Annotated in this window: 15 protein-coding genes; 11 read left to right on the top strand and 4 right to left on the bottom strand. The window is 70.2% G+C overall.

The features are described 5' to 3' along the window. Positions 1 to 451: 451 nt before the first annotated feature. From Q0833_RS04635 to Q0833_RS04680, 10 genes are all read left to right on the top strand, one after another. Positions 452 to 961, top strand: a complete 510-nt coding sequence (locus Q0833_RS04635) for a cell division/cell wall cluster transcriptional repressor MraZ (RefSeq protein WP_298430736.1) — start codon at positions 452 to 454, stop codon at positions 959 to 961. Further along, a complete protein-coding gene (rsmH, locus tag Q0833_RS04640) occupies positions 958 to 1932 on the top strand; it encodes a 16S rRNA (cytosine(1402)-N(4))-methyltransferase RsmH (protein WP_298430737.1) in 975 nt (324 codons plus the stop codon). Before Q0833_RS04635 ends, rsmH begins: the two co-directional genes overlap by 4 nt. Before the next feature lie 2 nt (positions 1933 to 1934). Then, complete coding sequence (locus tag Q0833_RS04645; RefSeq protein ID WP_298430739.1) at positions 1935 to 2378, top strand: cell division protein FtsL; 444 nt, start codon at positions 1935 to 1937, stop codon at positions 2376 to 2378. Then, on the top strand, positions 2375 to 4171 hold the full coding sequence (locus tag Q0833_RS04650; protein WP_298430741.1) for a penicillin-binding protein 2: 1797 nt from the start codon (positions 2375 to 2377) through the stop codon (positions 4169 to 4171). The genes Q0833_RS04645 and Q0833_RS04650 overlap by 4 nt, the downstream gene beginning before the upstream one ends. A 62-nt stretch (positions 4172 to 4233) precedes the next feature. Next, positions 4234 to 5688 (top strand): UDP-N-acetylmuramoyl-L-alanyl-D-glutamate--2,6-diaminopimelate ligase, encoded by a 1455-nt coding sequence (locus tag Q0833_RS04655; RefSeq protein WP_298430743.1) that lies wholly within the window; start codon positions 4234 to 4236, stop codon positions 5686 to 5688. Beyond that, complete coding sequence (gene murF, locus Q0833_RS04660; protein WP_298430745.1) at positions 5685 to 7082, top strand: UDP-N-acetylmuramoyl-tripeptide--D-alanyl-D-alanine ligase; 1398 nt, start codon at positions 5685 to 5687, stop codon at positions 7080 to 7082. The genes Q0833_RS04655 and murF overlap by 4 nt, the downstream gene beginning before the upstream one ends. Before the next feature lie 8 nt (positions 7083 to 7090). Further along, entirely contained in the window at positions 7091 to 8173 is a 1083-nt protein-coding gene (gene mraY / locus Q0833_RS04665) for a phospho-N-acetylmuramoyl-pentapeptide-transferase (RefSeq protein WP_298430746.1), read from the top strand. Between the two features lie 76 nt (positions 8174 to 8249). Continuing rightward, the gene (locus Q0833_RS04670) at positions 8250 to 8492 is read left to right on the top strand and encodes a hypothetical protein (RefSeq protein WP_298430748.1); all 243 of its coding nucleotides are present in this window, start codon (positions 8250 to 8252) and stop codon (positions 8490 to 8492) included. Then, complete coding sequence (gene murD / locus Q0833_RS04675; protein WP_298430750.1) at positions 8489 to 9877, top strand: UDP-N-acetylmuramoyl-L-alanine--D-glutamate ligase; 1389 nt, start codon at positions 8489 to 8491, stop codon at positions 9875 to 9877. Before Q0833_RS04670 ends, murD begins: the two co-directional genes overlap by 4 nt. Positions 9878 to 9909: 32 nt before the next feature. After that, the gene (locus Q0833_RS04680) at positions 9910 to 10188 is read left to right on the top strand and encodes a UBP-type zinc finger domain-containing protein (RefSeq protein ID WP_298430752.1); all 279 of its coding nucleotides are present in this window, start codon (positions 9910 to 9912) and stop codon (positions 10186 to 10188) included. Between the two features lie 2 nt (positions 10189 to 10190). Here the strand turns inward: Q0833_RS04680 and Q0833_RS04685 are convergent, their stop codons facing one another. From Q0833_RS04685 to Q0833_RS04700, 4 genes are all read right to left on the bottom strand, one after another. After that, positions 10191 to 10901, bottom strand: a complete 711-nt coding sequence (locus Q0833_RS04685; protein WP_298430754.1) for a DUF502 domain-containing protein — start codon at positions 10899 to 10901, stop codon at positions 10191 to 10193. A 141-nt stretch (positions 10902 to 11042) separates the two neighbouring features. Then, entirely contained in the window at positions 11043 to 11435 is a 393-nt protein-coding gene (locus Q0833_RS04690; RefSeq protein WP_298430755.1) for a VOC family protein, read from the bottom strand. Beyond that, complete coding sequence (locus Q0833_RS04695; protein WP_298430757.1) at positions 11435 to 12298, bottom strand: PfkB family carbohydrate kinase; 864 nt, start codon at positions 12296 to 12298, stop codon at positions 11435 to 11437. Before Q0833_RS04695 ends, Q0833_RS04690 begins: the two co-directional genes overlap by 1 nt. Positions 12299 to 12429: 131 nt before the next feature. Further along, complete coding sequence (locus Q0833_RS04700) at positions 12430 to 13122, bottom strand: M48 family metallopeptidase (protein WP_298430759.1); 693 nt, start codon at positions 13120 to 13122, stop codon at positions 12430 to 12432. An 81-nt stretch (positions 13123 to 13203) separates the two neighbouring features. On the opposite strand from Q0833_RS04700, the gene Q0833_RS04705 reads away from it, so the two are divergent. Further along, positions 13204 to 13698 (top strand): DUF421 domain-containing protein, encoded by a 495-nt coding sequence (locus Q0833_RS04705; RefSeq protein WP_298430761.1) that lies wholly within the window; start codon positions 13204 to 13206, stop codon positions 13696 to 13698. Positions 13699 to 13701 lie beyond the last annotated feature (3 nt).

Below are 13701 nucleotides of genomic sequence, written 5' to 3' on the forward strand. Positions count from 1 at the left end.
AACTTTTCTCCGTTTGAGAAAAACACAACAATTTCCGAAATTTCTCAACAGACATACAAGATATTGTGCCGATTTCCGCTTATCCCCAGTGTTATCCCAAGCCTGTGGATAACTCTGGTGGCGTGAAGTGGCATATAGTGGGTTCCCAGGGCGGTCCGTCTCTGGCATCAAGATTTCACAGAGCAGAGGGTGGCTACGGAGCGAAGACTTCAGACCCCCAAATCGAGTTGAGGCAGGTTAAAACAGGCACCCCCCTTCGTCTCTGAACGACGAAAAGATCCAAAGCGCGCCGTGGCAGACATCCCCCCAGGTGACAGCGCGCCAAGGACGCCCGGCAACGGGACACCAAGGCGGACCGGGTATTGGCAGACACCCGGTCCGCTTTTTTACGTCCGGGGGGCAAATTCAACCCTGGCGTGTGCTCTCCCGCACGCCGAAACGGATTAGATCGGTGACGCTCCGCTTTCGAGGCAACAGCACGCACAAGGTCGATGGCAAGGGCCGGGTATCCATCCCGGCGGATTTTCGCCGCGTCCTCGATGCCGCCGATCCCGATCGCGAGCCGGGCACGAATGCCCGCGTCCACGTCCTTTACGGCGACACGCGCAACCCCTGGTTGACCTGCTATTCGGTCGCGGCGCTGGCCGAGGAGGACGCCAAGATCGAGCGGCTTCCCGACGGTCACCCCGACCGCGAGGTGCTCGAGGATTACTTCTACACCTTCGTCGAGACGCTCAGCATCGACGATAGCGGGCGGCTCGTGCTGCCCCGCGCGTTGCGCGATCAGGTCGGCATCGGCGACGAGGCGGTCTTCGCCTCGAAGGGCCGCACCTTCCGCATCCTGTCGCCGCAAGTGCCCGAAGTGGCGGCCAACCCGCTCAAGACCCGGCTGGGCGAGTTGCCCGAGGGCTTCTCGATCACGCGGCTGCTTCCGTCCGACACGCCGCCCGCCGCATCGTGACCGCGCCGAGTGAGTCCGGGGCGCCACATGTCCCCGTTTTGCTGTCGGCGATCCTCGAAACCGTGGCTCCCGTGCGTGGCGTCTGGTTGGATGGCACCATGGGCGCCGGCGGATACACGCGGGGGCTGCTGGATGCGGGGGCGGACCGGGTGATCGGCCTCGACCGCGATCCGACGGCTCACCAGATGGCGCGCGAATGGGCAGACGAACGGGTCGAGTTGGTGAAGACGGTTTTTTCGCGGATGGACGAGGTCGCGCGCGATCTCGATGGTGTGGTTCTCGATCTCGGGGTCAGCTCGATGCAGCTCGACCAGGCCGAGCGCGGCTTCAGCTTCATGCGGGACGGCCCGCTGGACATGCGGATGGGCGATGACGGGCCCAGTGCCGCCGATGTCGTCAACACGGCCCCCGAAGCGCTCCTCTCCGACATCCTGCACCGCTACGGCGAAGAGCGGGCCGCCCGGCGCATCGCCCGCTCCATCGTGCGCCGGCGTGACGAGGCCCCGTTCGAGACGACGCTCGATCTGGCCGAGACGGTCGCCGCCAACCTGCCGCGCCAGAAGCCCGGCCAGTCCCATCCCGCCACCCGCAGCTTCCAGGCCATCCGCATCGCGGTGAACGACGAGTTCGGCGAGCTGGCCCGCGGGCTGTCGGCCGCCGAGCGCGCGCTGGCTCCCGGCGGCTGGCTGGCCGTCGTGACCTTCCATTCGGTCGAGGACCGCGCCGTCAAACGCTTCCTGGCCGACCGGTCGGACGCGGGCGGCGGCGGGTCGCGCCATGCCGCACCCCAGCCGCCCCGGAATCCTGCCTTCGACGTGATCCACAAGGCCATCGCCCCCAGCCCCGAAGAGGTCGCGAACAACCCGCGCGCCCGCTCGGCCCGGCTCCGCGTCGCCCGCCGCACCGATGCGCCCGCGGGCGAGGTCGATCGCCGGACGCTGGGCCTTCCCGACCCGGTCGAGGGGATCTGACGATGCGCGGTCTTCTCTATGCCCTTTCCATCGCCGCCGTCGTGGGGCTCGCCTTCTGGGCCTACCGCGAAGGCTATGACACCCGCGACACCGAGCGGCAGGTGGCCCAGCTCAAGCGCGAGATCGGCGCCCGGCACCAGGAGCTGTCGATGCTGCGCGCCGAATGGGCCTACCTGAACCGCCCCGACCGCCTGACGGCGCTGGCCGAGATGAATTTCGAACGGCTGGGACTGATGCCGCTGCAGGCGGACCATTTCGCGCTGGCCGAGCAGATCCCGTTCCCGCCCCCCGCGACGCCCGCCTTTCCGACCGTCTGGGCCGCCGACGAGGGGCTCGAGGAGAAGCTGGGCGAGGTCATCATCATGAACCATCGCTTCGGCGCCGATGCGGCCCCCGCGCTGATTGCGCCGCCGACGCTGGCCGATGACGGGGAGCAACTGCCGTGATCCGCCGCCGCCGTCGCCCTTCCGTCGCCACCGACCCGTTCCAGCCGGTCGTCCCGACCATTCCACGCGCCCGGACCGAACCCGTCGCCATCCCCCGCGAGGCGCCCGAACGCGTGCGCCTGCGGGCCGAGCGTCGCCTCAAGTTCACCGCCGCCTGCTTTCTGGTGGGCTTCGCCGCGATCGGCCTGAAGATGGGCGCGATCTCGGCCTCCGAGGCGCGCGAGCCGTCCATCGGCGCGCGCGCCGGCGCCTCGATCGTCTCGGAGCGGTCCGACATCACCGACCGCGCGGGCCGCGTGCTGGCGACGAACGTGGTGGCCACCGCGCTCTATGCGCAGCCGCATCTTATGGTCGATCCGGTCGCCGCCGCCGAGGGCCTCGCGCGGGTCTTTCCGGACATGGATGCCGACGTCTGGTCCCGCCGCTTCCAGAGCGGGTCCAAGTTCTTCTGGATCAAGGGAAATATCTCTCCTGAGCAGCAACAGGCCGTCCACGATCTGGGCGAGCCGGGGCTTCTCTTCGGCGAGCGCGAGATGCGGCTCTATCCCAACGGCCCGCTTGCCAGCCACGTGCTCGGAGGCGCGCGCTACGGCGAGCAGGACGTCCGCGCCGCCGAGATCAAGGGCATCGCCGGCGTCGAGGCCGTGTTCGACGACTACCTCCGCGATCCCGCGCAGCAGGGCGCGCCCCTGCGCCTGAGCATCGACCTGTCGGTGCAAACCGCGCTGGAGCAGGTCCTCTCGGGGGGCATGCGCCTGATGAACGCCAAGGGCGCGGCCGCGATCCTGATGGACGTGCATACGGGCGAGGTCGTGGCTCTGGCCAGCCTGCCCGATTTCGACCCCAACGACCGGCCGCGCGCCGCCATCGAGGGCGATCCCGCCGACAGCCCGCTGTTCAACCGCGCGGTGCAGGGCGTCTACGAGCTGGGCTCGACCTTCAAGATCTTCACCGCCGCCCAGAGCCTCGAGCTGGGGCTGACCAATGCGGGCACGATGGTGAACACCCAGGGGCCGCTCCGCCAGGGGCGCCACCGCATCCGCGACTTCCACGATTACGGCCCGCGTCTCTCGGTGACGGACGTGATCGTGAAATCCTCGAATATCGGCACCGCGCGCATGGCGCTCGACATTGGCGCCAAGCGGCAGCAGGACTTCCTGCGCGCGCTCGGGTTCTTCGAGCCGACCGCGATCGAACTGACCGAGGCGCCCGGCGCCCGCCCGCTCGTCCCGACGCGCTGGCCCGAGATCTCGACCATGACCATCAGCTACGGCCACGGCCTCTCGGCCTCGCCGCTACATCTCGCGCAAGGCTACGCCTCGCTCCTGAACGGCGGCACGCGGGTCCGCCCGACGCTTCTGGCCCGGAGCGCCGTGCCCGATCCCGGCGCGCGGGTCGTCAGCACGCGCGTCTCGGCCGAGGCGCGGCACATGCTGCGGCAGGTCGTGATGCGGGGGACGGCATCGATGGGCGAGGTGCCCGGCTACCAGGTCGGCGGCAAGACCGGGACGGCCGACAAGCCCAAGCACACGGGCGGCTATTGGGACGACAAGGTCATCACCACCTTCGCCAGCGTCTTCCCGGCGCAGGACCCGAAATTCGTCCTCGTCGTCACGCTGGACGAGCCCGAGATCGACGCGGCGGGCGAGCGGCGGCGCACGGCCGGCTGGACGGCGGTGCCCGTCGCCTCCGAGATCACCGCGCGCGTCGGCCCGCTTCTGGGGATGCGGCCCGATTTCGATCCCGCACAGGATGCCTTCGGTGCATATCTGACACAGGCGGGTCTGCGCTGATGGACGGGGCGCGCCGGGCGGGATAATCCGGGCGCGCGACACGAGGCACGGGCGAGGGCGCCATGATCAGGACACTGGCGGAACTGGGGCTGACGGGACCATCGGACCTGCGCGTGTCGGGTCTGGCCGTCGACAACCGCCGCGTCCGGCCGGGCGATCTCTTCGCCGCCTTGCCCGGCGAGAAGACCCATGGCGCGCGTTTCGCCGCCGACGCGGTCGCGCGCGGTGCCGTCGCGATCCTGACCGACCCCGCAGGGGCCGCCGTCGCCGGGGATGTCGCCCCCGTCATCGTCGTCGAAGACCCGCGCGCCGCCTTGGCCTTTGCCGCCGCGCTGATGGCCGGGCGCCAGCCCGAAACGGTCGTCGCCGTCACCGGGACCAACGGCAAGACCAGCGTCGCCAGCTTCACACGCCAGATCTGGGACGCGCTGGGCATCCAGGCCGTCAATATCGGCACCACCGGGGTCGAGGGCGCCTTCCACGCCCCCGCCACCCACACCACGCCCGAGCCCATCACGCTGCATCGCCTCTTGGCCGAGATGGCCGAGTTCGGCGTCACCCATGCCGCGATGGAGGCCTCGTCCCACGGGCTCGACCAGCGCCGTCTCGAGGCGGTCCGGCTGGCCGCTGCCGGCTTCACCAACCTGACGCAGGATCATCTCGACTATCACGGCACGATGGAGGCCTATTTCGACGCCAAGGCCGGCCTGTTTGACCGCATCCTGCCTGTCGACGGCGTCGCGGTGATCGATTTCGACGACCCCCACGGCCCCGACCTCGCCGCCGCCTGCACCGCGCGCGGGCAGGAGGTGATCGGCGTCGGCCGTCACGACGATGCCCGCATCCGCCTGACTGGCCAGCGCTTCGATGCGACGGGACAGGACGTCCTGTTCCAGTGGCAGGGCCATGCCCATACCGCCCGGCTCGAGCTAATCGGCGGCTTCCAGGCGGCGAACGCGCTTCTGGCGGCGGGGTTGGTCATCGGCGCGGGCGAGGAGGCCGAGGCCGTCTTCCGCGCGCTGGCCAAGCTCGAGGGTGTGCGCGGCCGGATGGAGCTGGCCGCGACGCGCGACAACGGGGCGGCGGTCTTCGTCGATTACGCCCACACGCCCGACGCCATCGCCACCGCGCTGCAGGCGCTGCGCCCGCATGTGATGGGTCGCATCGTCGCCATCATTGGCGCGGGCGGCGACCGCGACACAGGCAAGCGGTCGCTGATGGGCGAGGCTGCGATGTCGCATGCCGACGCGGTGATCGTGACCGACGACAACCCCCGCTCCGAAGATCCGGCGGCCATCCGCGCCGCCGTGATGCAGGGCGCGCCCGGCGCGACCGAGATCGGCGACCGCGCCGAAGCGATCCTGCGCGGTGCGGGCGAGCTCGAACCCGGCGACGCGCTTCTGGTGATGGGCAAGGGGCACGAGACCGGCCAGACCGTCGGCGACATGGTCCTGCCCTTCGACGATGTCGAGCAGGCCTCGATCTCCGTCGCGGCCCTCGAAGGCCGCGAGGCATGACGCTCTGGACCGCAGCCGAGGCCGCGGCCGCCACGGGCGGCACCGCGTCAGGCGACTGGGTCGCGACCGGCCTCAGCATCGACACGCGCACGCTCGCGCCCGGCGATCTCTTCGTGGCGCTGACGGCCGCGCGCGACGGCCATGATTTCGTCGCCGGCGCCCTCGCGGCCGGGGCGGCCGCGGCGCTCGTCTCGCGCGTGCCGGACGGGGTCGACGCGGCGCGCTGCCTCGTGGTGCCGGATGTGCAGGCGGGGCTCGAGGCGTTGGGCCGCGCAGGGCGCGCACGCACGTCCGCGCGGGTCATCGCCATCACCGGCAGCGTCGGCAAGACCTCGACCAAGGAGATGCTGCGCCATGCGCTCGCCCGCCAGGGCCGTGTCCATGCCGCCATCAAGTCTTTCAACAACCATTGGGGCGTGCCGCTGACGCTGGCCGGATGCCCGGCCGACGCCGATTTCGCCGTCATCGAGATCGGCATGAACCACCCCGGCGAGATCGCGCCCCTGGCCGTTCAGGCCGCGCCCGATGTCGCCATGGTCACCAATGTCGCGCCGGTTCATCTCGAGGCCTTCGCCGACGGCGTGCCCGGTATCGCGCGCGAGAAGGCGGCGATCTTCGACGGGCTGCGCCCCGGCGGGGCCGCGATCTGGAATGCCGATCTCGAGACCTCAGACATCCTCGCGCAGGCGGGCACCGTCTCGTTCGGACGGGCGGGGGCGGCGGACTGGCACCTGATCGACGCCAATCCCGGCCCCGACGGGACCGCCTGCCGCGCCATGACGCCCTTGGGCGAGGTGCTGTTCCGCGTCGGCGCGCCGGGCGCGCATTTCGCGCTCAACGCGCTGGCCGTGCTGGCCGCCATCCACGAAGCGGGGGGCGACGTGGCGCTGGCCGCGCTGTCGCTCGCCGACTGGACCCCGCCCGAGGGGCGCGGCCAGCGGCTCGCGCTGATCCTCCACCCCGACGAGCCGCCGGTCGACCTGATCGACGACGCCTACAACGCCAACCCGGCTTCGGTCGGCGCGGCGCTGGACCTCCTGGCCGCGACGCCGGTGCCGCCCCGCGCCCGCCGCATCGCGATCCTCGGCGACATGAAGGAGCTGGGGCCGACCGGACCCGAACGCCATGCCGCGCTGGCCGATCACGACGGGCTGGCCGCGCTCGACCGCATCCATACCGTCGGCCCGCTGATGCGGCACCTGCACGACGCGCTTCCCGGCGATGCGCGCGGGCTGCACGTGGACACGAGCGACGCGCTCCTGCGCAAACTTCGCGACATGGTGCGGCCCGGCGACGCCGTGCTTGTGAAGGGCTCGCTTTCGATGAAGATGGCCAAGCTGGTCGCGGGTCTCCGCGCCCTGGGCGAGGCCGGCGCCTCCACTCCGAAGGACTAGGACCGCACATGCTCTACTGGCTCACCCAGCTCTCGGATGGCGGCGACGTCTTCAATCTCTTTCGCTACATCACCGTCCGCGCGGGCGGCGCGTTCTTCGTCGCGCTGATCTTCGGCTTCATCTTCGGGCGACCGCTGATCGACCTCCTCCGTCGCCGGCAAGGTAAGGGCCAGCCGATCCGTGACGACGGCCCCGAGACCCATTTCGCCAAGGCGGGCACGCCGACCATGGGCGGGGTCCTGATCCTCGGCGCGGTGACGGTCGCCACGCTGATGTTTGGGCGGCTCGACAACCCTTACGTCTGGCTCGTTCTCTTCGTGACCATCGCGTTCGGCGCCATCGGCTTCGTCGACGACTACGCCAAGGTTTCGGCAGGCAACGCCAAGGGCGTGCCGGGTCGCGTGCGGCTGGCGCTAGGCTTCGTGATCGCGCTGGTCGCGGCGCTGGTCGCGGTCTGGGTCCACCCGCCCGAGCTGGAGAACCAGCTCGCCTTCCCGGTCTTCGCCGACGTGCTTCTGAACATGGGATGGGTCTTCATCCCCTTCGTGATGATCGTGATCGTGGGCTCGGCCAACGCGGTGAACCTGACCGATGGGCTCGACGGGCTGGCGATCATGCCGGTGATGATCGCGGCGGGGACGCTCGGGGTCATCTCCTATGCCGTGGGGCGGACGGACTTCACCGAATATCTCGGCGTGCATTACGTGCCGGGCACGGGCGAGCTTCTGATCTTCTGCGCCGGTCTGATCGGCGGGGGGCTCGGGTTCCTCTGGTACAACGCACCGCCCGCCGCGGTCTTCATGGGCGACACCGGCTCGCTGGCACTGGGCGGTGCGCTCGGGACCATCGCCGTCGTCACCAAGCATGAACTGGTCTGGGCCATCATCGGTGGGCTGTTCGTGGTCGAGGCGCTCTCGGTCATCATCCAGGTCCTCTACTTCAAATCGACCGGCAAGCGCGTCTTTCTGATGGCGCCGATCCACCACCATTTCGAAAAGAAGGGCTGGGCCGAGCCGCAGGTCGTGATCCGCTTCTGGATCATCGCGCTGATCCTCGCCCTGATCGGGCTGGCCACGCTGAAGGTCCGCTGAGGATGGCGCGGACCCCGATCCTTCAAGGGATTTGGCGGGATTCGCCGTCGATGAACCTTCGCGCCCGACCCTCGGCGTGGCGGGACGGCCGGGCCGGGTGCACCCGATGCTAGGTCAGCCGCGCAACCCGCTCTCGCTGTCGGAGAAGGCCGCGCGCTACGGGGCGGTCGCGCTCCTCGTGGGGGTGCTCATCATTGGCTGGCCGATCGTCGAGGGCTACCGCATCGCGGGCGCGGGGATGCCGATGCCACCCGAGGGCGACGGCTGGCAGGAGCTTCGGCGCTTCGGCTGGGATTACGGCATGTCGACGCGGAAATGATGCCCGTGCGCGGATACGACGGCGTCACGGTCGCGGTCCTGGGCCTCGGGCGGTCGGGGCTGACGGCGGCGCGGGCGCTGACGGCGGGCGGCGCGATGGTCGTAGCGTGGGACGACGGCGCGGCCAGCCGCGCGGCGGCCGAGGCCGAGGGCTTCGAGCTGCGCGAGCTGACCCGTGCGGGCGCGTTCGAGGACGTGGCGACCCTCGTCACCTCGCCGGGCATCCCGCATCTTTACCCCGCACCCCATCCCGCCATCGCCGCCGCGTGGGAGGCGGGCGTGGCGGTCGACAACGATATCGGGCTCTTCTTTCGCTCGCTGGGATGGGAGGGCGAGGCGCCCCGCGTCGTCGCGATCACCGGCTCGAACGGCAAGTCCACGACCTCGGCGCTGCTGCATCACGTCCTGACGCAGGCGGGTCGCACCGCGCATCTGGCGGGCAATATCGGGCGTGGCGTGCTGGATCTCGATCCGCCCGGTCCCGAGGATGTCATCGTCCTCGAACTCTCCTCGTACCAGATCGAACTGGCGCGCGCGCTGACGCCCGACGTGGGCGTCTTCACGAACCTCTCGCCGGACCATCTGGACCGGCATGGCGGCTTCGGGGGCTATTTCGCGGCCAAGCGTCGGCTCTTTGCCGAAGGCGGGCCGGATCGTGCGGTGATCGGCGTCGACGAGAACGAGGGTCGCTTCCTCGCGATGCAGATGCAGGAGGCGCGGGGCGACGATCGGGTGATCCGCGTCTCGACCGGAAAGCTGGCCACGCCCGGCTGGCAGGTGACGGCGCGAAAGGGCTGGCTGGCCGAGACGCGCAAGGGGCGCCAGGTCGCTTCGGTCGACCTGCGCGACATTCCAGGGCTGCCCGGACGGCACAACCACCAGAACGCCTGCTGCGCCTGGGCCGCCGCGCGCAGCCTCGGGCTGGGCCCGCGCGAGATCGAGGCGGGCCTGCGCTCCTATCCGGGGCTGCCGCATCGCAGCCAGGTCGTCGCGGAGCGCGGCGGCGTCACCTTCGTCAACGACTCGAAGGCCACGAACGTGGATGCCGCGGCCCAGGCACTCGCTGCCTTCCCGCGCATCCGCTGGATCGTGGGGGGGTTGGTCAAGGAGGGCGGCTTCGACCTCCTGCATCCCCATTACGACCACGTCGCCCGCGCCTATGTCATCGGGCGCGAGGCCGCGGGGACTGCGCTGGCGCTGGGACCGGTCGAGACCGAGATCTGCGGCGACATGGAAACGGCGGTCGCACGCGCGGCGGCGGATGCGGAGCCGGGCGAGACGGTGCTTCTGGCTCCTGCCGCGGCGAGCTTCGATCAATACGATAATTTCGAGCGGCGGGGCGAGGATTTCGCAGCGCGGGTCGCGGCACTGGACGACGCGGGCTGAGGCGCGCAGGCTCGGGCCGGAGGAGACGCGCCATGACCTGCACCCATACCGAGGCCATCACCCGCCCGCGCCTGACCGAGGACGAGAAGACCGGCGCGGTCTGCGCGGATTGCGTGAAGATCGGCGGCGTGTGGCTGCATCTGCGGCACTGCCGAACCTGCGGCGCGGTGCTGTGCTGCGACGACAGCCCCAACCGCCACGCCCGCGCCCATGCGGATGCCGAGGGCCATCCGATCATCACCTCGGCCGAGCCGCGCGAGATCTGGTCCTACTGCTATGTCGACGACGAGATGCTGCCGCGCGGAACCTGAGGTCAGCTGACGACGGTCGCGCCCTCGGGCACCTCTTTCGGGAGCTGGCTGGCCGGGTAGACGAGCCCCGCCGAGATCACGAGCTTGGCCGCGTCCTCGACCGTCATGTCGAGCATGATGATGTCCGAGAGCGGAAGGAATAGCAGAAACCCCGAGGTCGGGTTCGGTGTGGTCGGCAGGAAGACCGACATCATGGGTTCGGCCGCACGGCTCGCGATCTCGCCCTTGGCGGTGGTCGAGACAAAGGCGATGGCCCAGATCCCCTTGCGCGGATACTCGATCAGGCACGCCTGCTCGAACGAGGTCTGGTCCTGCGCGAGGATCGTCTCGGCGATCTGCTTGAGCCCGCCGTAGATGGAGCGGATCACCGGCGTCTTCTGCACCAGACCCTCGGCCCAGCGGATGATCGAGCGCCCGATGAACCCCTTGGCCAGCCACCCCACAAGGATGGTGAAGACGAAGAAGAACGCGACACCGATACCGCGGATGTCGACGTCGAGTCCGAAGCGCTGCAGAAGCCAGATATCGGGGCGGTAGGCGGCAGGGACGAAGGGGAGGACCCAGCTGTCGAACCAGCCGATCACCGACCAGATCAGCCAGAAGGTCAGGCCCACCGGCGCGATCACGATCAGGCCGGTCAGGAAGCTGTTCCTGAGCCGGGTCAGCAGCCCCGCGCGGGGCGGCTTCACCTTGATGTCGTCGCCAAGCTGCATCGGATCTCGATCTTTGTCGGGTTCGACATATTCCCCGCATCCGGCGGGAACAAGGACAGGTTGAGCCGCCGCCCGGGCAGCCGCCCCGCGCCACGCCGGGTGCCGCGGGCTTGGGCGCGGTGCTCGGCGATGCGGCGGGGCTCAGGTCGTCCAGGCCGCGTTCTGCAATACGGTGCGCCAGCCTTCGGGGTCGGCATAGGTTCGGCCCCGCGCATCCCAGTAGGGGTTCGCGGCATCGACCGGCGGGAACCCGGCGCGGGCCATCCGCTCGGTTGCCGCCCGCCAGTCACCGGGATCGGGCAGATAGAGGACGAGCAGGCTCTCGGGGCCGGGCGGCGGCGGGGCGGGCGCATCGCCGTGGCGGGTGAATTCCAGGTGCCAGGGCGCGTTCGGGTGGCCGAGCATCAGCCCGTCGAACCCGTCGTGATCCGCGAACCGCCCGAGCACGTCGAACCCGAGGCCCTCGACGTAGAAGGGCAGGAGCGCGTCGAGATCGGTCGCCGCCCGCGCGACCCGAAGCGTCGGGGCCGCCATCAGTAGCTGTCGCCGGAGACGTAGATCGCCGCTGCTTCAAGGGCCCGCTCCAGCGCGGCATCCGGCGCGGCTCCGCCCGCCTCGGCGGCGATATGGGCGGCCATGAACGTGTCGCCCGCGCCGGTGACGCGGGTCACCATCACCTCGCGCGGCGGCCGGGTCAGCACGCCGCCCGGATGGGCGCAGGCGGCCATGCGCGGTCCATTCGTCACCAGCGCGCGGTGAAGGCCGCGGGCGCGCAGGGCCGCGGCGGCGGCGGGCGCGTCGGGCTGGGGCGCGTGGAGAAGCGTGCCCGCTTCCTCGAGATTGACGTAGAGCGTCGCAGCGCCGTGGCCGAGGAACGGCATCAGCCGGTCGGCCTTGCCCGGCGAGGCGGGCGCGATCCGGAGGTCGGCGGCGGCGAAGCGCGGGTCGGTCGCGATCCGCGACAGCAGGTCCTGCGTCAGGTTGCCGTCGAGCGCGATCGGCCCCTCGAAGCCCAAGCCATCCAACGGCCGCAGGATCTTGTCGCCGGCCGCCTCGAGCGAGTGGGCATCGGCGATGGCGGCGATCAGGCCGTTGGCGCCTTCGACCGCCATGTAGACATCCGTGGGCAGGTCGTCCGAGCGGTAGAGCGTGTCGGTCACGAGCCCCAGCCGGCCGAGTGCCGCCACCAGTTCCTCGCCCTCGGGATCGCGGCCGACGCAAGAGAGGAGCGCGGGCGTCATCCCGTAGGCGCGGGCGGCCATCGCGATGTTGAGGGCGACCCCGCCCGGCAGGCGGGTGATGCGGCCACCGACATCGGTGCCGCGCTCCATGTGGACGGGGGCGCGGCCGATGATGTCCCAGAGGACCGAGCCGATGCAGAGAAGGTCAGGCGTCATGGCGGGAGTGATGGCGGCTGGACGCGGCGGGGGCAAGGTCGGGACAGGTCGCACACGGTACTGGGGCGGGCATCCCCCCGGACGCCCCGGTCATATGCCCGGAGGACAGAATGTGGGCGCGGGGCGTTCGGTCAGGGGCCCTCGATGCCCCATTTGCGCTCCAGCCCTTCGATGGCGGCGATGCGCTCCTCGGTCTTCGGGTGGCTCATCAGCCAGGCGGGTGCGCCGTTGCCCCCGAGGCCCGAGAGCTTCTCGAGCTTGGAGAAGAGCGCCTTTTGCGGCGCCGTCCCGATCCCCGCCTTGACGAGAAGCGCGCTGGCATAGGCGTCGGCCTCGTACTCGTCCTGCCGCGAGAGACGGGCGGCCACCAGCGAGGCGACCGCATTGGCGATCCAGATGCCGACGCCGGGGATGATGCGCCCGAGAACGCCCGCCAGCACGACACGGATCGCGTTCTGGCCCGAGAAGTCGATCAGCCGTCGCCGGGCATGGCCCAACGCCACATGGCCCAATTCGTGTGCCACGACCGAGGCCAGCTCGTCTGGCGTCACCGCGCCGGAATCGAGCTTTCTCAGGAAGCCGCGCGTCAGGAAGATGCGGCCGTCGGGCGCGGCGAGGCCGTTGACCGGCTCGACCTCGTGGACGTTGACGCGAATGCGCTCGACCTCGAGGACCTTCGCCATGCGAGCGAGGACGGGGGCCAGCCGGGGGTCGTCGAGCGGGGTCGAGGTCTGGTCCATCTGGCGCTTGAGCCGCCAGGCCGAGAAGAGCCAGAGGACGAGGCCGTAACCGATCGCGAGGGCGAGGGCGGGGATCTTGAGCATGACCTGCGATATGGGGTCGTTGCGCGCGGAAGGGAACCTCGGGGCATCCCGTGCGTCGTTATGCACTGGGGGAGCGCCGACATGCCCGACTGGACGACCTATTTCGTGGACGCCGCCGTCCTGGTACCGGTGATGGTGCTATTCGTGCGGCTGGCGGGGCTGCGCGCTTTCTCCAAGATGTCGAGCTACGACTTCGCGGTGACCGTGTCCTTCGGCTCGGTGCTGGCGGCGACGGTCGTCAATCCGGGCGTCACGCTGGGACAGGGCGTGCTGGCGATGGCGGCGCTTTTCGGGGTGCAATGGGTGATCGGCTGGGTGCGTGCGCGCTGGGACGCGGTCGAGGACGCCGCCGACAACGATCCGGTCCTTCTGATGCGGGACGGCACGATCCTTCACGATGCGCTGCGGCGGACCCGCGTGACCGAGGGTGACCTGCGGGCGAAGCTGCGCGAGGCGAATGTGCTGGATTACGGAATGGTCCGCGCCGTCGTGCTGGAGGCGACGGGCGACGTGTCGGTCCTCCATGGCGAGACGATGGACGATGGTCTGCTGGACGGGGTGCGCGGCACCGGCTGAGTC

The sequence above is a fragment of the uncultured Jannaschia sp. genome (assembly GCF_947503795.1).
In the GTDB taxonomy this organism is placed as follows: Bacteria; Pseudomonadota; Alphaproteobacteria; order Rhodobacterales; family Rhodobacteraceae; genus Jannaschia.